This is a genomic window from Flavobacterium sp. ZE23DGlu08 (genome assembly GCF_030505335.1).
GTDB lineage: Bacteria > Bacteroidota > Bacteroidia > Flavobacteriales > Flavobacteriaceae > Flavobacterium > Flavobacterium algoritolerans.
Map to the genome: position 1 here is coordinate 2030749 of NZ_CP130045.1, position 21039 is coordinate 2051787.

Sequence of the window (21039 nt, forward strand, 5' to 3'; positions counted from 1 at the left end):
GAAAGAGGCGCTTTTTTAATCAAGTTGCTTTTAGAAATCCTGAAATGCTAATACAATAAAAATAGAAACTATTTATGCTAAAAATTACTGTAACAACTGCAATTTTGTTCTTATTCTCTTTATCGGCGTTTTCTCAAAAAGCAAACCTTTCGGGTGTTTTAAAGGAAGGAAGCGAAAAACCCCCCATTTACAATTCGGTTGTTGCTTTATTAACCCCCAAAGACTCTATTTTATATAAGTTTACCCGATCGGATAAAGACGGAAACTTTAATCTCAAAAATGTAAAAGCAGGAAATTATATACTGATGACAGCTCATAGCCAATATGCTGATTATGTAGATGCCATAACTGTTGAAGAAGGCGAAAAAAAAATGGGGACAATTGCATTGATAAGCAAAATTAATGCGCTAAGAGAAGTAATTATAAAGACGGGTTCTATTAAAATTAAAGGAGATACGACCAGTTATAGGGCAAGTGATTTTAAAGTAGATGCCAATGCCAATGTAGAAGAATTACTAAAAAAACTACCAGGAATACAAGTAGATAAAAATGGGACCATAAAAGCCATGGGCGAAACGGTAGAAAAAGTATTGGTAGATGGCGAAGAATTTTTTGGTGACGACCCTGGCATGGCGGTAAAAAACTTACGAGCAGATGCGGTAAAAGAAGTACAAGTTTTTAATAAGAAAAGTGATCAAGCCGAGTTTACAGGAATTGATGATGGCGACACAAAAAAAACAATTAACCTAAAATTAAAGGAGGATAAAAAGAAAGGCTATTTTGGTAAAGTAGATGCTGCAAACGGACCATTAGCAAATATGGATTCCAGATACAATAGCAATCTTATGTTTAGCTCTTTTAAAGGCAAAAGAAAACTATCCGCTTTTTTATTAAATGGGAATACAGGTCAGGATGGACTTGATTGGCAAGACAGTGAAAAATTTGGAGCACGGGATGATATAAGCATGAACATGGATGACGATGGAAATGTAAGTTATGAATGGACGGGCGGCAATACTGATGAAGAACCGTATGTTGACACTCAAAATGGTTTTATCAAAAACACCAACGCAGGATTGCAATACAGCAACAAGTGGAATGATAAGCAAACATTGAATCTATCGCCAAAATATAATAAGCAAATTTACACCAACAATAATAGCAGGATTACTCAAACACAAGTGGGAGAAACCCAGTTAAACAATTCTACATCCACGGTAAGCAATGTAAACAGAAGTAATTTTAAATTAAATGCTACTTACGACGTAAAATTAGATTCTGTTAACTCGATAAAATTTACCGCCAAAACCAATTTTTATGATACGGAAAGCGATGAATTTACAAACGGAAGTACCACAGGAGGTGACGGATTGTTAAAAAACAAACAGGAAAAAACATTCATTACAAAATCGGATAAGGAATCGTTGTTTGCCAGTGTTTTGTTCAAACATAAATTTACCAAAGCCCGTCGTACATTTTCCGCAAACGGTAGTTGGAACACGTTGAATACAGATGCAAATAATTTTTTAAAGTCTTCCAACGAAAGTTATGAAGGAGGTGTTTTTTCCTCCAGAGATGATGTGGACCAAAACAAAATAGGAGAAAAAACAAATCAAAATCTTGCTGTAAACGTTAATTATACAGAGCCTATTGGTAAGAAATTTGCATTGCAATTTGCCTATCAAATTACTCATAACACTGGCGAAAGCAATTATTTAACCTACGATTATTCAGATGTTACAGGCAAGTATGATGTGATTGTAGATTCTCTATCAAACCAGTTCAAACAGACAATAACAACGAACAAGCCCAATATAAAATTGAGTTATAATGCCAAAAAAATAAATTATAGCTTAGGAAGTGGCTTTGGTTTTACTTCGTTTGATTTGCAAGATCAAACCTTAAACAAAGAATACAAGCGCAGCTATACCAACTTTTTCCCAACTGCAAATTTCTCCTATAAGTACAAAAGCAACAGTAATTTACGTTTCAATTATCAAGGGGCAACCAAACAGCCTACTATAGATCAATTACAGCCTTTGAGGAATAATCAAGATTTTTTTAATCAAACTTTAGGGAATCCGGATTTAAAGCAATCCTTTACCAATAGTATAAGCATATCACACAATACTTATAGTATTTTGACAGAATCGCATTTTTACCAAAATATTTTTTTTAGAACGACTTCCAATTTAATTTCTTACAATAAAGATATAGATCCGGAAAGTGCTAAAACGATTACCACACCTATAAACACAAACGGTAATTTTTCTGGTAATTTTTATTTTGGATATGGGTTTAAGGTAAAAAAAATAGATTTACAGGTTAATCTTAATCCATCTGTTAGCTACAACAAATCGGTACTTAGTATTAATAGCAAAATCAATAATTCCAGTACTTTAAATTCAGGATTTTCAATTTATTTAAATAAATCAAAAGATAAGAAATACGAATTTAGTTTAAGTAATAGATTTTCAAATAACAGAAACAGTACTTCTCAAAACGATGAAGTAAAATCATTTAACACTAATAATTTGGATCTGAATATAGGGGTTTATTTTAGAGAAAAATGGAAATTGTCCACCGACTACAATTTAAATTCTCGTCAAAAAACGACCGACTTCCAAACCAATCTTACCAATCAATTGTGGAATGCAAGGTTGCAACGCACTTTCAAAAACGATGAGTTTACGGCTTATATTCTCGTAAGGGATATTTTGAATCAAAATGTAGGCATCAATAGATATGTTTATGAAAACATAATAGGTGAGGAACGAAACGACAGGCTAAAAAGATATGCTATGATAGGCTTTACCTGGAATTTTAAAAACAAAGGAGAAAAGGAGAAACAGTAAAGAAATAAATTAGCAACTGTCCTGAACGAAGTTCAAGGAATTGCAATAATGAGCATTCAAAAAATCTAATTATCAACATATGAAATCAATACTTTTTTTTATAGCAGCACTACTTTTTACAACTACATCAAAAGCACAGCAATTTATAGATGAAGCTGTAATTGAATATGAAGTAAATACTAATCTCAAAAAAACGATGAGCAATGACAGTTGGGATGAGATGATGAAAGAGAACCTGTCCGACCTAAAAATATCCTATTTCACCTATACTTTTGCGGATAACAAAAGCATCTACAAATTTGACAGATGGAGTCCAAAAACAAGAATACCAAAACACGAAAAAGATGCGGATGAAGAAAACATCTGGTATTCTGATTTTGCGACAAGAAAAATGAATATGCAAAAGCAAATAGTGGGAACTAATTTTGTAATAGATGACAGCATACCAAATATACAATGGAAAATCACCAATGAGCATAGAGAAATTGCAGGTTATAATTGCCGAAAAGCCGTTGGAAAAATAATGGATGACGTATATGTGTTTGCTTTTTACACGGATGACATCACCATTTCTGGCGGTCCATGTTCTATAAATGGTTTACCGGGTATGATTTTGGGGCTTTCAATACCAAGATTATATACTTCGTTTATAGCTACCAAAATAGATTTAAAAATCAGTAACCCATCTGACATAAAACCAATCACAGCCAAAAAAACCTATGATTTAGTGGGTCTGAAATCGATGATAGAAGAAAAAACAAAGGATTGGTTCAAATATGGCGAGGATAAAGAAGAAAACAAAAGACAAAAAAATCTTTTCTTGTGGAATGCTTTTCTATAATGGGTTAATAAGTTGATTTTAAATTTGGTACTACAACTCATCAGTAATTAAGATGTGATGCGAAGGATTGCTGTTGAAGTGATTGTTTAAAAAATTTAAAGTGTTTTGAACCATTAAGGAATTTAGAAAAATTAAGTCTTAAATTATATATCACAAGATGTTTTTACAACATTTAGTTAAAAAAAAGAGTTTGCACATTGCAAACTCTTTTTTTTTAATTGAACACCGCTAAAAATGAAACAGTTTTCTATACGTCATCATAATCTACATAAATAGTTTCTGATGTTGGATGCGCTTGACAGGTAAGAATCAAACCATCTGCTATTTCTTTATCGGTAAGAATAGAGTTTTTAGTCATTTCGGCAGTTCCGGAGGTAACGCGAGCCAGACAGCTGCTACAGATTCCGCCTTGGCAAGAATACGGAGCATCAATGCCTTGTTTTAAAGCAGCATCAAGAACAGTTTGTTTTTGTGACATTTCGAAAGTCGTTTCCTCATCATCTACCATTATAGTGATTTTAGAATGTCCTTCTAATGATTTTTCTATTTTGTTTTCTTTGGTAGAAGAAGAAAATAATTCAAATTTTATGGCTGATTCTTTAATATTATGCTCTTTCAAAACGCCAGAAACAGTATTGATCATTTCTTCCGGTCCACATAAATAGAACTTATCAAATTCTAATTCTTTGTGTTTGTTATTCAAAACAAAATTCACAGTCGATTTTTCAATTCGCCCAAACAAAGCATTTTCTGCTTTGGCTTGACTGAAAACATAATGTACAAAAAGGCGACCCACATATTGCAATTGCAAATCGTGTAATTCTTGATGAAAGATGGTTTCTTCGGGAGATTTGTTTCCGTAAACCAATACAAAAGAACTTTTAGGTTCATTTTTTAGTATTGATTTTAAGATGGAAAGTACTGGTGTAATTCCGCTTCCGGCTACAAAAGCGACGTAGTTTTTTTGTCGGCCAACTTGTGGTTCGAAAGTAAATTTTCCTTCCGGTTTTCCTACTTCAAGAACATCTCCAGCTTTTAGTTTTGTGTTAGCAAACTGAGAGAAAGCACCGTTTTTCACTGCTTTCACTGCAATACGCAATTCTCCGCTGTCAGGAGCCGAACAAATAGAATACGCACGACGAATTTCCTCGCCGTCCAAGGTTAATCTTAAATTGATATATTGACCTGCAACAAAAGTATAATTTGCTTTTAATTCCTCAGGTACGTTAAAAAGTATGGAAACAGCGTCTTTGGTTTCGCGTTTTACTTCTTTTATTATTAGTTTTAAAAAAGATGGCATGTGATTATTTTTTTACAAAAGTAGGAAATGGCAAATAAATGAAGATTATAAATAAGTGTTTTTTTATATTTGATGTAACGTTTTCTTATTTTGACTACATACTATAAAACCAAAATAACCAAAATAACCAAACTATGATTCAAAAATTTCTTTATCTCGAATGGAAAGCATTTTTTAGATCGGCTTCCTTCGCAACTAATTTGGCTTTAAAAATCCTGATGGGTTTCGTGGCCGCTTATTTCATTTTAATTTTCTTAGCATTAGGAGTCGGGGCATTTTATATTCTGAAGAAAATGAATTTAGACCCAATTGTAACGGTAAACAAATTCATGATTTATTATGTATTGATGGATTTAATCATCCGATTGCTGTTGCAAAAAATCCCCGTGATGAACATTTGTCCCATGTTGATTTTCCCCATAAAAAAAGCCACAATTGTTCATTTCTCTTTAGGAAAGACGGTTTTGTCCTTCTTCAATTTGGTGCATGGTTTTTTCCTGATTCCGTTTAGTGTTGTTTTGATTATTGAAGGTTATGATCCAGTCTCTGTGGTACTTTGGTATACTGCGTTGTCATCTTTGATATACATCAACAATTTTCTAAATATTCTACTGAGTAATAAAGACAATTTATTTGCTATTTTCTTGGCAATAGCAGCCGTTTTAGGAGGATTACAGTATTATGGATTGTTCAATATCACGGAGTATACAGCGCCATTTTTTGATGCTATTTTCAATACGTATTGGGCTTTTGCCATTCCGGTAGTGGCTTTAATCGCTTTATATTATGTCACGTTCCAATATTTCAAAAAGAATTTATACCTGGATGCGGGATTGTCAAACAAACACGATGTTGCCAAAACGGAGGAGTTGACTTGGTTGAATCAATTTGGAACCATTGGAACTTTCTTGAAAAATGACATTAAATTAATCAAAAGAAACAAGCGTTCAAAAACCACTGTAGGACTGAGCATAATGTTCCTTTTTTATGGTTTTCTTTTCTTTACCAATGCAATTGAAGTGTACAACAATCCTGTAATGCACATTTTTGCCGGGATTTTCGTTTCGGGAGGATTCTTAATCACTTTCGGACAATTTGTACCGAGCTGGGACAGCGCCTATTATCCCTTAATGATGACGCAAAATATTCCTTACAAAGGCTATTTGAGTTCTAAATGGTGGTTGATGGTAATAGCTACAATAGTCACCACAACAATTGCTTCTTTCTACCTCTATTTTGGATGGCAGGTGTATTTAACCATTGTTGTAGGTGCGATTTATAATATTGGAGTCAATTCCCATTTGGTTTTATTGGGTGGCGCGTATACCAAAACGCCAATCGATTTGAGTTCAGGTAAAGGCGCTTTTGGAGATAAAAAAGCATTCAACGTAAAAACCATGCTAATTTCACTGCCGCAATTAGGATTGCCCGTTTTAATGTATTGGTTAGGTGCTAAATTAGGCAATCCCAATGTAGGATTAGCGTTAGTGGCGTCGATGGGAGTGATCGGATTTGCATTAAAAAACAAAGTTTTCTCCTTGATTGAGAAAATTTACAAATCAGAGAAATACGCGACCATTGCTGCATACAAACAAAAAGGATAATCAAGCGATTAACGAAATCAACAAATAACCGAATAAACTTTTTCAAAAATGATACAAGTAAACAACCTTTCGAAAACATACAACGGAACAACCGTATTAAAAATAGATACTTTAGAAATAAAAAAAGGCGAAAGCTTTGGATTAGTGGGGAATAACGGAGCCGGAAAAACCACTTTTTTCAGCCTTTTATTGGATTTAATCCAGCCTTCAACAGGGAATATTGTCAACAACGAGGTACAAGTAAACACCAGCGAAAACTGGAAACCATTCACGGCTTCCTTTCTGGACGAAAGCTTCTTGATTGGCTACTTAACGCCCGAAGAATATTTTTATTTCATAGGCGATTTACGCGGACAAAATAAAGCCGATGTCGATGCTTTATTGGCCACACACGAAGAATTTTTCAACGGCGAAATCCTTAAAAACAAAAAATATTTACGCGATTTATCCAAAGGAAATCAGAAAAAAGTGGGCATCATCGCCACATTAATCGGGAATCCGGAAGTTATTATTCTGGACGAACCGTTTGCTAATTTAGATCCAACGACACAATTTAGATTAAAGAAAATCATCAAGGATTTAGCTGATAATCCAGATGTTACCGTACTGGTTTCCAGCCACGATTTGTTGCATACCGTTGAGGTAAGTGACAGGATTGTCGCTTTACATAAAGGCGAAGTGGTCAAAGATATTCAAACTTCTGAGGAAACATTAAAGGAATTAGAAGCATTTTTTGCGGTTTAAACAGAATATAACTCAACCGCTAATTCGCAGTTTATTTTTAGTTTGTCAAATGCCAATAAGAGTTTAATTTGGGCGTGACCCGGAAAAAAATCCGGGTCGGGCTTTCACTCCCAATCTTTTTTATTCTTGAAAAAAAGAATAAAAAAGGATTTCCGTTACATCCCTCACGCGCACAACAGACTCAAATAAACCCCGATAATTTTCACGATATCAAAAAGAAACGTATTTTTACCAGTCAGTATACTAAAAAGCATATTTAAAAGTTAATTGATAAAAACGTTTTCCATTGAAAGTCAATAGATTTAAACAGTTATTTTTCTTCTTATTCTTCGGTTTTTTAGTAGCCTGTTCTACTAAGAGAGATACTTTTATGGCCAGAAATTCCCACGCCTTAAGTACAAAATATAATATTTTATACAACGGTCAAGTAGGTTTGGACAAAGGAGTCAAGGAAATAAAATCCAACAGCGATGACGATTTCTGGAAACGTCTGCCAATAGAAAAAATGCAAATTGTAGAAGACTTGACTTCCACAACAAAACCTAAAAACACAAATTTTGAATTGGCTGAAGCCAAAGCGACCAAAGCCATCCAGAAACATTCCATGAACATTGGCGGAAGAGAGAAAAACACTCAAATTGACGAAGCGTATCTGATGCTTGGTAAATCCCGTTATTACGACCAACGATTCGTTCCGGCACTTGACGCATTCAATTATATTTTGTACAAATATCCCAACAGCAGCAAGATTTATGAAGCTAAAATTTGGCGTGAAAAAACAAATATGCGTTTAGGAAATGACGCTTTAGTAATAAAAAACATAAGTAAATTATTAGAAGATCACGAAGTAAAAAAACAAGTTTTTGCGGATGCAAATGCGCTTTTATCAGAGTCTTTTTTGAACTTAGAAGAAAAAGACAGCGCAGTTGCTAAACTAAAACTAGCCATTGAGTTTACCAAAGTAAATCAGGAAAGAGCACGATATCGTTTTGTTTTGGGACAATTGTATCAGCAATTAGGATACAAGGACAGTGCTGTTGCTTCGTATCAATCAGTGATTGACATGAACCGAAAAGCGGACAGGAAATTTGTCATTCAGGCGCATGCTAAAAAAGCAGAATTGTTTGATTATCAAAACGGTGATTTCAATTCTTTTACAAAAACATTTGACAAACTGGCAAAAGACAGAGAAAACAGACCGTATAAAGATTTAATTTTTCATCACATGGCGGTGTTTTATGATCAAAAAAACGACCAGAAGAAAGCGTTAGATTTTTACAACTTATCCTTAAGAACAGATTCTAAAGATTCCTATTTAGTAGCTTCAAATTACCGAAATTTAGGAAATATGTATTTTAGAAATGCAGAATATCCTGCTGCTGCAAAATACTATGACAGTACATTGGTAAAACTCAATGACAAAACCAGAGAGCATAATAAAATTAAAAAAATTAGAACTAATCTGGATGAGGTGATTTTGTATGAGGCTCTTGCAAAAAGAAATGACAGTATTTTGAATGTTGTTTCATTAAATGAGAGCGATAAAATAGCTTATTTTGAAAAGTACATCGTCAAATTAAAAGAAGAGGATGAAATCAAAAGAGTTTTAGAAGAAAAACGAAAAGAAAAACAAGAAAACATAGAAAGGAATAGTACAACCAGTTCTATTGATCCGGCTTCTAGTCAGGAACCGGGAAAACCGGCCAAAAAATCAGCATTGATGCCGCCGGCTATTCCAAATGTTTCCTCACAACAAGCAGGTAGTATTTTCTATTTTTATAATCCTACAACCGTAGCTTTTGGAAAAATAGAATTCAAAAAAACGTGGGGCGACAGAACCCTGAATGGTAATTGGAGAATATCATCCAGTGCTGTAAATCCAACTTCAGCTGATCCGTTGAATGATGATAAAGAAACTGTTGAAGAGGTTTCAACGGCGGAGAAAATCGTAGAGCAATACACCACAGATTTTTATTTGAAACAACTTCCCATAGCACAAACGGAGATAGACAGCATAGGTAAAGAACGTAATTTTGCGTATTACCAATTAGGAATTATTTATAAAGAAAAATTCAAAGAAAATAATTTGGCCATCGCTAAACTGGAACAATTATTAAACAATAATCCAGAGGAAAAACTGGTGCTGCCATCGATGTATAATTTGTATAAACTATATCAAATTACAGATGCAAGCAAAGCGGAAGCGATGAGAAAAAGAATATCGGCTCAATATCCGGATTCTCGTTATGCACAAATTATGAACAACACAAGCTCTAATGCGGCTTCAGTAAATGAGACACCGGAAAGTGCCTATACTAAATGGTATAAATTATACCAACAAGAACAATTTGTTTTGGTTTTGGAGAACTCAGACGCTTTGATTAATCAGTTTTCGGGAGATGAAATTGTATCAAAATTTGAACTGCTTAAAGCAAATGCAATTGGAAAACTAAAAGGAGTAACAGCTTACAAAAATGCATTGCAAGTAGTAGCTGATAATTATCCGAACAGTGAAGAAGGCAAAAATGCACAAGAAATCCTGACGAGTCAGATTCCGTTTTTAGAGAAAATGGAGTTGAGTACAACAAACTCAAATAATTGGAAAATTTTATATCGAGTAGGTTCACGAGAGGATAAAAATACAAAAGCAATAGAGGAAAAAATCAAAATGTTAGTTGCTGCAGAAAGCCCTCAGAAACTATATTATTCCTATGATATTTATACTGAAAAAGAAAATTTCATCACGATTCACGGAATAAAATCAGAACTTTATGCTAAAGACATTGTATTTGTATTGAAGGATAATGTAAAATATAAATTGGTCGATCCTGCTATTGTGGTTTCGGGTGAGAACTACAAAGTGATTCAAATCAAGAAAAATATGGACACTTATTTAGCACCAAAAAACCCATAAATATGTTTGATAAAAAGCAAAAATCATACACTGATCTTTTGGGTAAAACCAATAGAATTGTTGAAGGTACTACTATAAAAGGCGATATTATTTCGCATGCTGATTTTAGATTAGACGGAAACTTGATAGGTAATTTCCAATCTGGCGGGAAAATTGTTATTGGTCCGGCCGGAAGCGTTACCGGAGATATTGTATGTAAAAATGCAGATATTGAAGGAAAATTTGACGGAAAAATTCAAGTAACCGAAGTGCTGAATGTAAAATCAAAAGCCAGTATCCATGGAGAAGTTACCACTGGAAAACTATCAGTAGAGCCGGGAGCTGATTTTAGCGCTTCTTGTACAATGAAGACTAATGTAAAAAATCTAATCCAGAACGATGGACAACAATCCCAAAAAAAGAGCGAATAAATGGCTTGCGCTGATTAACATTCCGATTCAAATGGGGGCCATCATCTTTCTGTTTTCCTATCTGGGAGACTGGTTAGACGAAAATCATCCGCATCCAAAAGTATATTACAGTAAAATTTTAGTAATGGTAGGCGTTGCACTGGCTTTGTATAATGTGATACGACAGGTAAACGAAATCAATAAAATGCAGTAATTTTTCAAGAGGGAAAAGGAATACAAACGAGCTGTAAACGTCCGGATGGTCGAATAAATTAAAATAACTTTGCGCCTTAGTGCCGTTGCGGCAAAAAATAAATACAATGAATTTAAAAAATTACAAACCGCTTCTGTCTTTATTGGCACTTGCGGGATTGGCTTATGTGGTTCATCGAGTTGCTTTTTATCTATTAGATATAAATGATGCGACTTTTTATTATTCGATAGAAACCCTTTATATGGTATTTCTGGTTTTGTCTATTATGGTATTTGTAGTTTTGTTAAAAGTCAAAGAACGCAGTTTTGATAATGTGGGTATGTCATTTCTTTTGAGTACCAGTATTAAAATGATTGTTTGTTATCTGATTTTAAAGCCTATATTGCAGGTTACAGCACAAAACAATGCAATAGAGAAAAAGAATTTTTTTATGATGTTTATTCTCTTTTTAGCAATTGAAACCATATTAACAATACGTATATTAAACGAAAAGCAATAAATATGTTATTCAAGGAACAAATCCATCAAAAATAATTTTTTATATTCTTTTGAATATTAATAAAAGATGTACATTTGCACCAAATTTCAGAAACGTAATAAATTAAGATAATTAACTGTTATGGTGATTTCAAACAAACCACTTAGATTTATATTAGCGACTTTAGTAGCGTGTCTTCCTTTAATTAGTTTTGCAAATCCTGAACAGGATACTGTAAAAGTAAAAACAGAAGTTGCCCATGAGGCAGCCGAAGGAGCTCATGCTGAACCAACAGATGTAAAATCTAAAATTAAGGCATTTATTAATCATCACCTTTTGGATGCGCATGATTTTACCTTTTCAGCAAATGAAGAAACAGGCGCGCATTATGGTTTTTCATTGCCAATTATTCTTTGGGACAATGGTTTGCAAGTATTTTCTTCTTCAAAATTTCACCATGGTGAAGAAGTTGCTGAACACAATGGAAACTTCTACGTATTACACCACGAAAAAATATACAAAACGGATGCTTCTGGAACTTTAACAGAAGAGCACGGTCACCCTACAAATGCAACTCCACTAGATTTATCTATTACAAAAAGTGTAATCGGTATTTTAGGAATAGCAATCTTAATGTTTGTATTGTTTACAAGTTTAGCAAAATCGTATGCTAAAAATGGCGGTATAGCTTCTGGAGCTGGTCGTTTCTTTGAGCCGCTTGTTCTTTATGTAAGAGACGAAATTGCCATTCCAAACATTGGAGAAAAAGGATATAAAAAATACATGAGTTATTTATTGACTATATTTTTCTTTATTTTCTTTTTAAATATATTAGGATTAACTCCGCTAGGATTTAACGTAACTGGAAATATTGCTATTACAGCATCACTAGCTTTGTTGACGTATTTAATCACAACTTTTACAGCTAATAAAAATTACTGGGGACACATTTTCTGGATGCCAGGTGTGCCAACTCCAATGAAATTTATTTTGGCTCCAATTGAATTATTGGGAACAATCATCAAACCATTTTCATTAATGATACGTTTGTACGCTAACATTTTAGCAGGACACGTTGTATTGATGAGTATTATTGGTTTAATGTTTATCTTTAAAAGCTGGATTGGAAGTACTTTGTCATTTGGATTGGCATTCGCACTTTCTATCCTTGAAATATTAGTTGCGTTTTTACAAGCGTATATTTTCACCATGTTATCTGCACTTTATTTTGGAGCAGGAAACGAAGAGCATCATCACGACGAAGCTCATCATTAATAGGTTAACCGTTTAGCCGTTAATTTGTTTAACCGTTTCAACGAATAAACAAATCATCGATTAAACCATAAAAAAGAATGTTTAATTTTTAATATATATATTATGGAAATTCCAACTATTGTAGGAGCAGGATTGATTGTTATCGGAGCAGGTTTAGGTATTGGTAGAATTGGTGGTTCAGCAATGGACGCTATTGCTCGTCAGCCAGAAGCTTCTGGAAAAATCCAAACAGCTATGCTTATCGCAGCTGCACTTATTGAAGGTATTGGTTTCGCTGCGTTATTCGCATCGTAATTAAAACTTAAAAAAACGATAGTTACAACGGTTGGTTGTAACTATTGTTTTTAAAATTAAAACATTACAAATTGCGATTAAAAGCAATTCATACTTTAAAATTTATAATTAGATATAATGGATAAGTTAATAAATGATTTTTCGTTTGGTTTGTTTATTTGGCAAATAGCAATATTTGTTGGATTAATACTCTTGTTAAAAAAATTCGCTTGGAAACCAATTCTTGATGCAGTTAATGATAGAGAAGAAGGAATTAAAAATGCATTACTTTCTGCTGAAAATGCTAGAAAAGAAATGCAAAATCTTCAAGCTGACAACCAACGTATTTTACAAGAAGCAAGATTAGAGCGTGACAACATGCTTAAAGATGCTCGTGAAATGAAAGAGAAAATGGTTGCTGATGCTAAAAATGAAGCGCAAGCTCAAGGATTGAAGATGATTGAGCAAGCGAAAGCAGCAATTGAAAGCGAAAAAAATGCAGCTATGGCAGAATTGAAATTACAAGTTTCAACTTTATCATTGAGTATCGCAGAAAAAATATTGAAAGACGAATTATCTAACAAAGAAGCTCAAACTAAATTAGTTGAGAAAATGTTAGGTGACGTAAAGTTAAACTAACAATTATGGCAAGTACAAGAGCAGCAATTCGTTATGCAAAAGCAATTCTAGACTTAGCAAACTCAAAAGGTGTTGCCGAAGTTGTAAATAACGACATGAAATTGATTGCTTCAACAATTAGCAGTAATTTGGAATTGAGTACTTTTATTCAAAATCCAACTACTAAAGTTGAAGTAAAAGAGAAAGCACTGTTAGAAGTTTTTGCAGGTATCAATGGCGTAACTCAAGGGTTGTTTCATTTGTTATTTGAAAACAAAAGATTCGAAATTCTAGAAGCAATTGCAATAGAGTACAGTAAATTATCTGATATTATGAATGGCGTTGAAGTAGCTCAGGTTACTACAGCTATTCCTATGGATGCAGCATTAGAAGCACAAGTTTTGGCTAAAATTGCAACCCTTTCGGATAAAAAAATCACAATAGAAAATATAGTAGATGCTTCAATCATTGGAGGATTTATTCTAAGAATAGGCGACAAGCAATACAACGCTTCGGTAGCCAACAGATTACAAGTATTAAAAAGAGAGTTAAGTAATTAGTTTTATTGCACATTTAAGTGTCTAAATTATAAATTAAGATGGCGGAAATCAAACCTGCTGAAATTTCAGCAATATTAAGAAAGCAAGTAGAAGGTTTTGAATCTGGTGCTACACTAGAAGAAGTAGGAACAGTACTTCAAGTTGGAGATGGTATTGCTCGTGTTTACGGGCTTTCTAATGTTCAATATGGAGAGTTAGTTGAATTTGACAATGGATTAGAAGCTATTGTTTTGAATCTTGAAGAAGACAATGTTGGTGTGGTACTTTTAGGACCATCAACAGGAATCAAAGAAGGTTCAACTGCTAAAAGAACACAACGTATTGCTTCTCTTAAAGTAGGAGAACAAATGGTAGGTCGTGTAGTAAACACTCTTGGTTTTCCAATTGATGGAAAAGGACCAATCGGTGGAGATTTATACGAGATGCCTTTGGAAAGAAAAGCTCCTGGAGTTATCTTCCGTCAACCAGTTACTGAACCATTACAAACAGGTATTAAAGCAGTAGATGCTATGATTCCAGTTGGTCGTGGACAACGTGAGCTAGTTATTGGTGACCGTCAAACAGGTAAATCAACTGTTTGTATCGATACTATCTTAAATCAAAAAGAATTTTATGATGCTGGGAAACCAGTATTCTGTATATATGTTGCAATTGGACAAAAAGCGTCAACTGTAGCAGGAATTGCTAAAATGTTAGAAGAAAAAGGGGCAATGGCGTATACGATTATTGTTGCAGCTAATGCTTCTGATCCAGCTCCGATGCAAGTTTATGCTCCTTTCGCAGGTGCTGCAATTGGAGAATATTTTAGAGATTCAGGTCGTCCGGCTTTAATTGTTTATGATGATTTATCTAAACAAGCTGTTGCGTATCGTGAGGTTTCTCTTTTATTAAGAAGACCACCGGGACGTGAAGCATATCCTGGAGACGTTTTCTACTTACACAGTAGATTATTAGAGCGTGCTTGTAAAGTAATTGCAGATGATGGAATTGCTAAAAACATGAACGATTTACCAGATTCTATCAAATCAATTGTAAAAGGTGGTGGTTCATTGACTGCTTTGCCAATTATTGAAACTCAAGCGGGTGACGTTTCTGCATATATCCCAACAAACGTAATTTCGATTACTGATGGTCAAATTTTCTTAGATGGAGATTTGTTTAACTCTGGGGTTCGTCCAGCAATTAACGTAGGTATTTCGGTATCTCGTGTTGGAGGAAATGCACAAATTAAATCGATGAAAAAAGTAGCGGGTACTTTGAAACTGGATCAAGCACAATTCCGTGAATTGGAAGCGTTTGCTAAATTTGGTTCTGATTTAGATGCTGTTACTTTAAACGTAATTGAAAAAGGAAAAAGAAACGTTGAAATCTTGAAACAAGGTTTGAACGATCCTTATACTGTTGAAGATCAAGTTGCAATTATCTATGCTGGTTCTAAAAACTTATTGAGAAATGTTCCTGTGAATAAAGTAAGAGAATTTGAGAAAGATTTCTTGGAATTCTTGAACAACAAACACAGAGCAACTCTTGATGCTTTGAAAGCAGGAAAATTAACAGACGAAATTACAGATGTAATCGAAACTGTAGCAAAAGAATTATCAGCAAAATATAATTAATATAAGTGAATAGTGAATAGTGATTAGTGAAGAACTAATTACTATTTACTTATTACTAATTACTAGAAAACAATGGCAAATTTAAAGGAAATCCGTAATAGAATTACTTCCGTTTCATCTACGATGCAAATTACATCGGCAATGAAAATGGTTTCTGCAGCAAAGCTAAAGAAAGCACAAGATGCAATCACAGCAATGCGCCCTTATGCCGAAAAATTAACGGAATTATTGCAAAATCTTTCTGCTACACTTGAAGGTGATGCAGGTGGAGAGTTTACAACACAACGTGAGATTAAAAAAGTTTTAGTGGTAGCCATAACTTCAAATAGAGGTTTATGTGGTGCATTTAATACAAATGTTATCAAAGAAGCTAAAAGCCGTTCGGAAGTTTATGCCGGAAAACAAGTTGATATTTTTGCTATTGGTAAAAAAGGAAATGATGTTTTGAGCAAAACATTGTCAGTAGTAGATAATCAAAGTACTGTTTTTGACGATTTGACTTTTGATAATGTAGCTAAAATTGCTGACCTGTTAACGGAGAAATTTGTTTCTGGTGAATACGATAAAATTGAGTTGATTTATAATCAATTTAAAAATGCTGCGACACAAATCGTTCAAACAGAACAATTTTTGCCATTAGCACCTATAAAATCTGATCTTACAGTTTCGACTGGAGATTATATTTTTGAACCTTCAAAAGAAGAAATCGTGTTGACTTTGATTCCAAAATCTTTAAAAACACAATTGTATAAAGGAATTCGTGATTCATTTGCTTCAGAGCACGGAGCGCGTATGACTGCCATGCACAAAGCAACTGATAACGCAACTGAGTTGAGAAATCAATTGAAACTGACTTATAATAAAGCACGTCAAGCGGCCATTACTAATGAAATCTTAGAGATTGTTGGTGGAGCGGAAGCATTGAATGGGTAATAATTATTGATTCAAAATATATTCTAAGAGCCAACAGATGTTGGCTCTTTTTTTGTTTAATTTTATAGTTTAAAACAATACTAGGAAGAATGAAATTAGAAATTAGAGAACTGACTACAGTAGAAGAAATGCTTAGTAACATTGAAGTAATGCGGTTTTTATATCCCACATTTACGGTAGAAAAGTATGAATCGTATTTAGTAGAAATGATTCCGTATAATTACAAGCAGGTAGCCGTTTTTGAAAATGAGGTTTGTGTGGCGGTTTCCGGATTTTGGTCAGGAACAAAACTTTGGTCGGGAAAATACATCGAGATTGATAATTTTATTGTTCATCCAGAGCATCGTTCCAAAGGTTTGGGCAAAATGATGACCGATTATGTTGATGTTTTGGCTAAAGAAACCGGCTGTACAATGATTGTTTTGGACGCTTTTACCGGGAATTTTACGGCACATCGTTTCTATTACAATCAAGGTTATGTCCCAAAAGGATTCCACTTTCTTAAGATTTTAAACGAAGAAGGATTAAGTTAAATAGAACAATATGAAAGGATATAAAAGAATCGTTGCCTTATTTATTATTGCAATCAGCCTGACTTTTTGTGCCATGAAACCAGAATTTCAAACGGAATTTCCTCAAGAAATACAATCTGCTTTTTACCAGAAATGGGTAGACGGCAAGCAAAGTAGCGGAATTGATTTTTATATTGAATTCAAAAAATCGCTTGCGGCAAACATTAAGCTGGAGAAAATCTATTTTCAAAATCAGGAATTAGTTATAAAAGGAATTGTCAAAAATACTTTTACAGCCCATTTTTACAAAGAAAATAAAAAGGAAGATTTCATTCTGCACAAAGACCCTTCAAAAGAATATGGGAATAAAGCGCCGGTAATTCAAAAAACTAAATTTGATTTGAAACCTAATGAAGCGGTGTTAGAATACAAGAAAGATGATAAAACCTATTTTTTCAAAATAATTAATCCCATAGAAAAGCCATTAAGGTAATTTTGGTGAAAATGAATCAGTTCTTGTCGTGGTATTTCTGTTCTAAAACAAATATTCACTTCAGATGATTAAACCAAAGAATTCGTTATTTTTGTTTTTATAAATAGTAATAGACACATCATTTTGGGATTATATAAAAATCTTTTTAAACAGACTGCCATTTATGGATTGGCTACGGTCATACCAAGAATGTTCAGTTTTATACTGGTTCCATTATACACAGATTTGCTTCCAAAAGCCGAATATGGTAAGGTTTCCATCATTTTTGCCTGGATGATCTTTTTTAATGTAATTCTAGCTTACGGATTTGAGACTGCTTTCTTTAGGTTTTACAATAAAGAAACAGATAAGAAATCAGTGGTGGAAACGACATCTGTTTCCCTTTTTTGGACTTCACTTTCGTTTTTATTCCTAGCCTTATTATTCCGAAATAAATTGGCCATTTGGTCTGGAATTGATGCGCAGTACATTACGTACACCATCTGGATTTTAGTCCTGGATGCCTTGGTGATTGTTCCTTTTTCTAAACTAAGGGTCAATCAGCAACCCATAAAATATGCTATAATCAAAATTGGAAATGTTGCAATCAATCTGGTTTTAAACCTCTTCTTTTTAAGTTATTTACCAGTAATTGCACAATCCAACCCAGATAGTTTTTTAAGTTCTTTTTACTTAGAAGATTTTCAAATAGGCTATATTTTTGTATCTAATATTGTTGCGAGTTTAGTTACATTCTTAATACTTTCCCCTAATTACCTTTTGCTGAAATGGCATTTTGATTACAAGCTTTGGAAACGAATGATGGGGTATGGCCTGCCTATTATGGTGGCCGGAATCGCATTTGCTATCAACGAACAATTCGACAAAATTTTGTTATGGAAATTACTGCCTGCTAATATTGCAGATGCCGAAGTAGGAGTATATTCGGCGTGTTATAAACTCGGTTTGTTCATGGTTTTGTACCGTACGGCCTACACATTAGGAATCGAACCTTTCTTTTTTAGCCACGCTGATAAGGAGGATGCGCCTCAAACCTATGCTACGATTACCAAATATTTTGTCATTTTTGGTTCTTTTATTCTGTTGTCAGTAATCGTTTTTGCCGATGTTTTAAAATACATTATGATTCAAGATGAGTCGTATTGGGAAGCGATGAAAGTGGTGCCGTTAATCATTTTGGCTAACTTTTTCCTGGGCATTTACACCAATCTTTCCGTTTGGTACAAACTGATAGACAAAACCCATATTGGCGCTTATATTTCTATTATTGGCGCAATAATTACACTGGCGTTAAATTACCTGCTAATCCCAACAATGAGCTATTACGGCTCAGCAATTGCCACGATTGCGGCTTATGGAAGCATGATGTTTATCTCCTACTATTTTGGAAATAAATATTACCCCATTCCGTATGATACGAACAAAATTGCCATGTATCTATTGATTTCAATAGGATTTTCGGCAGTTTCATTTTATGGCTTCAGGGAAAATTATTATGTCGGAATCACATTATTACTAGCGTTCATGTATTTTATATACCACAACGAAAAAGAATTATTAATCAAAATTTTGAACCGAAAAAAGAGTTAGAACTTAATTTAAATTTTTAGGAGCTATTTCCTGCTATTCGTTGCAATCTTTTCCCTTTTAAAGAAAAAAGGAAAAGGATTTTCACTATTATCAGGGCTATAACTCAAAATAATCGAAACATAGTTACAGACAAGAAGGGACAAGTCGCGATTTGTCCCTACATATTTTAAATAAAAAAACAATGACAATAAACATAATCAACAAATCACAACACGCCTTGCCAAACTATGAAACCATAGCATCGGCAGGAATGGACTTAAGAGCGAACTTAACAGAATCGATACACCTTAAACCACTGGAAAGAACCATTGTAAAAACAGGTCTTTTTATAGAATTACCCATAGGTTACGAAGCACAAGTACGTCCAAGAAGCGGTCTGGCTGCCAAAAAAGGAATTACAGTCCTGAATTCTCCAGGAACAGTAGATGCAGATTATCGTGGTGAAATTGGTGTGATTTTAGTAAATTTATCCAATGAAGATTTTGTAATCGAAAACGGGGAACGTATCGCACAACTTATCATAGCTAAACACGAACGTGCCGAATGGATTGAAGTACAGGAACTAACAGAAACGTCCAGAGGTGAAGGTGGTTTTGGAAGTACAGGAGTGAAGTAAGTATTCAGTACTCAGTTTTTAGTGTTCAGTCCTAGTGTAGCGGTCAAGAAACATGTAATAAAATTAATTAAAAGTCTGTGGGAATCGGTTTAATCCGTTTAATCTGTGGCTAAAATAAAAGAGTAATATCTTCGTGAACTTTGCGAAAAACTTCGCGACTTTGCGGTTAAATAACCAATAAAAATGAAAATAATAGTACCAATGGCAGGACGCGGATCACGTCTTTGCCCGCATACATTAACCATTCCTAAACCATTAATTCCTATCGCTGGAAAACCAATCGTTCACCGTTTGGTTGAAGATATTGCTGGCGTATTGAATCAAGATATTGAAGAAGTAGCCTTTATTATTCACGAAAGTTTTGGTAAAAAAGTAGAAGAAGAATTACTTGCTATCGCACAAAAATTAGGCGCCAAAGGCACTATTTATTATCAAAATGAAGCTTTAGGAACCGGTCACGCGATTATGTGTGCAAAAGATTCCTTGAGTGGACCAGCTGTTATTGCTTATGCCGATACGTTAATTCGTGCCGATTTCGATTTAGATCAAAATGCCGATAGTGTTATTTGGGTAAAACAAGTAGATCATCCAGAGGCTTTTGGTGTGATAAACCTAAACGAAGCGAATGAAATTGTAGAACTGGTAGAGAAACCTAAGGATTTTGTTTCGGATCTTGCCGTTATTGGAATTTACTATTTTAAAGATGTTGCCGTTTTAAAAAACGAACTTCAATTAGTATTAGATAATAATATTATTCACGGTGGAGAATATCAAATTAACGACGGAATCAAGCAAATGATGGCAAAAGGCATGAAATTTGTACCAGGAACAGTCGATGAGTGGATGGATTGTGGAAACAAAGACGTTACGGTAGAAACAAATTCCAGGATGTTAGGTTTCTTGCATAATGACGGGACACATTTGGTAGATTTTGATGTCAAATTAGAGAACTCCACAATTATTCCGCCATGTTATATTGGGGAAGATGTAGTGTTGATAAACGCAACGGTTGGTCCTAATGTTTCCTTAGGAAAAGGATGTCATGTAATAAACAGCAGTATTAAAAACAGTTTGGTACAAACGCACTCCAACATAAAAAACGCGAATTTGGATAATGCGATGATTGGTAATCATGCTAGTTTTGATGGTAACTTTACAAGCATCAGTATTGGAGACTATTCGGTTTTAGAATAAAAAATGGTTCAATTCTTGTA

The 21039-nt window shown here is 34.1% G+C and carries 20 protein-coding genes; 19 read left to right on the top strand and 1 reads right to left on the bottom strand.

The annotated features are described in order from the left end of the window. Positions 1-74 precede the first annotated feature (74 nt). Entirely contained in the window at positions 75-2855 is a 2781-nt protein-coding gene (locus Q1W72_RS08815) for an outer membrane beta-barrel family protein (protein ID WP_302134773.1), read from the top strand. Between the two features lie 79 nt (positions 2856-2934). Beyond that, positions 2935-3696, top strand: coding sequence for a GLPGLI family protein (locus Q1W72_RS08820; protein WP_302134774.1), 762 nt, complete (start codon positions 2935-2937; stop codon positions 3694-3696). Positions 3697-3943: 247 nt separating this feature from the next. Here Q1W72_RS08820 and Q1W72_RS08825 read toward each other — a convergent pair whose 3' ends face one another. Further along, on the bottom strand, positions 3944-4996 hold the full coding sequence (locus Q1W72_RS08825) for a ferredoxin--NADP reductase (RefSeq protein WP_099713982.1): 1053 nt from the start codon (positions 4994-4996) through the stop codon (positions 3944-3946). Between the two features lie 134 nt (positions 4997-5130). Here Q1W72_RS08825 and Q1W72_RS08830 point away from each other — a divergent pair, with 134 nt between their 5' ends. The 17 genes from Q1W72_RS08830 to Q1W72_RS08910 all read left to right on the top strand — a co-directional run bounded on the left by Q1W72_RS08830 (position 5131) and on the right by Q1W72_RS08910 (position 21019). Further along, positions 5131-6600, top strand: coding sequence for a DUF5687 family protein (locus Q1W72_RS08830; RefSeq protein WP_302134777.1), 1470 nt, complete (start codon positions 5131-5133; stop codon positions 6598-6600). A gap of 48 nt (positions 6601-6648) precedes the next feature. Further along, positions 6649-7344, top strand: coding sequence for an ABC transporter ATP-binding protein (locus Q1W72_RS08835; RefSeq protein ID WP_099713984.1), 696 nt, complete (start codon positions 6649-6651; stop codon positions 7342-7344). A 286-nt stretch (positions 7345-7630) separates the two neighbouring features. Beyond that, the gene (locus Q1W72_RS08840; RefSeq protein ID WP_367881659.1) at positions 7631-10258 is read left to right on the top strand and encodes a tetratricopeptide repeat protein; all 2628 of its coding nucleotides are present in this window, start codon (positions 7631-7633) and stop codon (positions 10256-10258) included. Between the two features lie 2 nt (positions 10259-10260). Beyond that, positions 10261-10668 (top strand): polymer-forming cytoskeletal protein, encoded by a 408-nt coding sequence (locus tag Q1W72_RS08845; protein ID WP_099713986.1) that lies wholly within the window; start codon positions 10261-10263, stop codon positions 10666-10668. Beyond that, positions 10637-10861, top strand: coding sequence for an AtpZ/AtpI family protein (locus tag Q1W72_RS08850; protein WP_099713987.1), 225 nt, complete (start codon positions 10637-10639; stop codon positions 10859-10861). Before Q1W72_RS08845 ends, Q1W72_RS08850 begins: the two co-directional genes overlap by 32 nt. A gap of 106 nt (positions 10862-10967) precedes the next feature. Next, the gene (locus tag Q1W72_RS08855; RefSeq protein WP_099713988.1) at positions 10968-11360 is read left to right on the top strand and encodes a hypothetical protein; all 393 of its coding nucleotides are present in this window, start codon (positions 10968-10970) and stop codon (positions 11358-11360) included. Positions 11361-11480: 120 nt separating this feature from the next. Continuing rightward, the gene (gene atpB, locus Q1W72_RS08860; RefSeq protein WP_099713989.1) at positions 11481-12614 is read left to right on the top strand and encodes a F0F1 ATP synthase subunit A; all 1134 of its coding nucleotides are present in this window, start codon (positions 11481-11483) and stop codon (positions 12612-12614) included. 102 nt (positions 12615-12716) lie between these two features. Next, the gene (atpE, locus tag Q1W72_RS08865) at positions 12717-12908 is read left to right on the top strand and encodes an ATP synthase F0 subunit C (RefSeq protein WP_073353856.1); all 192 of its coding nucleotides are present in this window, start codon (positions 12717-12719) and stop codon (positions 12906-12908) included. Positions 12909-13025: 117 nt separating this feature from the next. Then, positions 13026-13526, top strand: coding sequence for a F0F1 ATP synthase subunit B (locus Q1W72_RS08870; RefSeq protein ID WP_099713990.1), 501 nt, complete (start codon positions 13026-13028; stop codon positions 13524-13526). Between the two features lie 5 nt (positions 13527-13531). After that, positions 13532-14065 (top strand): ATP synthase F1 subunit delta, encoded by a 534-nt coding sequence (gene atpH, locus Q1W72_RS08875; protein ID WP_099713991.1) that lies wholly within the window; start codon positions 13532-13534, stop codon positions 14063-14065. Positions 14066-14103: 38 nt separating this feature from the next. Then, on the top strand, positions 14104-15681 hold the full coding sequence (gene atpA / locus Q1W72_RS08880; RefSeq protein WP_099713992.1) for a F0F1 ATP synthase subunit alpha: 1578 nt from the start codon (positions 14104-14106) through the stop codon (positions 15679-15681). A gap of 72 nt (positions 15682-15753) precedes the next feature. Then, positions 15754-16614, top strand: coding sequence for an ATP synthase F1 subunit gamma (gene atpG / locus Q1W72_RS08885; protein ID WP_099713993.1), 861 nt, complete (start codon positions 15754-15756; stop codon positions 16612-16614). Positions 16615-16703: 89 nt separating this feature from the next. Then, complete coding sequence (locus tag Q1W72_RS08890) at positions 16704-17147, top strand: GNAT family N-acetyltransferase (RefSeq protein WP_099713994.1); 444 nt, start codon at positions 16704-16706, stop codon at positions 17145-17147. 10 nt (positions 17148-17157) lie between these two features. Further along, the gene (locus Q1W72_RS08895; protein WP_099713995.1) at positions 17158-17619 is read left to right on the top strand and encodes a hypothetical protein; all 462 of its coding nucleotides are present in this window, start codon (positions 17158-17160) and stop codon (positions 17617-17619) included. A 123-nt stretch (positions 17620-17742) separates the two neighbouring features. Next, complete coding sequence (locus tag Q1W72_RS08900) at positions 17743-19209, top strand: lipopolysaccharide biosynthesis protein (protein ID WP_302134787.1); 1467 nt, start codon at positions 17743-17745, stop codon at positions 19207-19209. Between the two features lie 181 nt (positions 19210-19390). Further along, complete coding sequence (gene dut / locus Q1W72_RS08905) at positions 19391-19825, top strand: dUTP diphosphatase (protein ID WP_302134790.1); 435 nt, start codon at positions 19391-19393, stop codon at positions 19823-19825. Positions 19826-20008: 183 nt separating this feature from the next. Continuing rightward, positions 20009-21019, top strand: coding sequence for a sugar phosphate nucleotidyltransferase (locus tag Q1W72_RS08910; RefSeq protein ID WP_302134792.1), 1011 nt, complete (start codon positions 20009-20011; stop codon positions 21017-21019). Positions 21020-21039: the final 20 nt, after the last annotated feature.

What these genes read in the sequence shown, in the direction of transcription:
- Q1W72_RS08815 (WP_302134773.1), top strand. Translation starts at nt 75, where the DNA reads ATGCTAAAAATTACTGTAACAACTGCAATTTTGTTCTTATTCTCTTTA.
- Q1W72_RS08820 (WP_302134774.1), top strand. Translation starts at nt 2,935, where the DNA reads ATGAAATCAATACTTTTTTTTATAGCAGCACTACTTTTTACAACTACA.
- Q1W72_RS08825 (WP_099713982.1), bottom strand. Translation starts at nt 4,996, where the DNA reads ATGCCATCTTTTTTAAAACTAATAATAAAAGAAGTAAAACGCGAAACC.
- Q1W72_RS08830 (WP_302134777.1), top strand. Translation starts at nt 5,131, where the DNA reads ATGATTCAAAAATTTCTTTATCTCGAATGGAAAGCATTTTTTAGATCG.
- Q1W72_RS08835 (WP_099713984.1), top strand. Translation starts at nt 6,649, where the DNA reads ATGATACAAGTAAACAACCTTTCGAAAACATACAACGGAACAACCGTA.
- Q1W72_RS08845 (WP_099713986.1), top strand. Translation starts at nt 10,261, where the DNA reads ATGTTTGATAAAAAGCAAAAATCATACACTGATCTTTTGGGTAAAACC.
- Q1W72_RS08850 (WP_099713987.1), top strand. Translation starts at nt 10,637, where the DNA reads ATGGACAACAATCCCAAAAAAAGAGCGAATAAATGGCTTGCGCTGATT.
- Q1W72_RS08855 (WP_099713988.1), top strand. Translation starts at nt 10,968, where the DNA reads ATGAATTTAAAAAATTACAAACCGCTTCTGTCTTTATTGGCACTTGCG.
- atpB (WP_099713989.1), top strand. Translation starts at nt 11,481, where the DNA reads ATGGTGATTTCAAACAAACCACTTAGATTTATATTAGCGACTTTAGTA.
- atpE (WP_073353856.1), top strand. Translation starts at nt 12,717, where the DNA reads ATGGAAATTCCAACTATTGTAGGAGCAGGATTGATTGTTATCGGAGCA.
- Q1W72_RS08870 (WP_099713990.1), top strand. Translation starts at nt 13,026, where the DNA reads ATGGATAAGTTAATAAATGATTTTTCGTTTGGTTTGTTTATTTGGCAA.
- atpH (WP_099713991.1), top strand. Translation starts at nt 13,532, where the DNA reads ATGGCAAGTACAAGAGCAGCAATTCGTTATGCAAAAGCAATTCTAGAC.
- atpA (WP_099713992.1), top strand. Translation starts at nt 14,104, where the DNA reads ATGGCGGAAATCAAACCTGCTGAAATTTCAGCAATATTAAGAAAGCAA.
- atpG (WP_099713993.1), top strand. Translation starts at nt 15,754, where the DNA reads ATGGCAAATTTAAAGGAAATCCGTAATAGAATTACTTCCGTTTCATCT.
- Q1W72_RS08890 (WP_099713994.1), top strand. Translation starts at nt 16,704, where the DNA reads ATGAAATTAGAAATTAGAGAACTGACTACAGTAGAAGAAATGCTTAGT.
- Q1W72_RS08895 (WP_099713995.1), top strand. Translation starts at nt 17,158, where the DNA reads ATGAAAGGATATAAAAGAATCGTTGCCTTATTTATTATTGCAATCAGC.
- dut (WP_302134790.1), top strand. Translation starts at nt 19,391, where the DNA reads ATGACAATAAACATAATCAACAAATCACAACACGCCTTGCCAAACTAT.
- Q1W72_RS08910 (WP_302134792.1), top strand. Translation starts at nt 20,009, where the DNA reads ATGAAAATAATAGTACCAATGGCAGGACGCGGATCACGTCTTTGCCCG.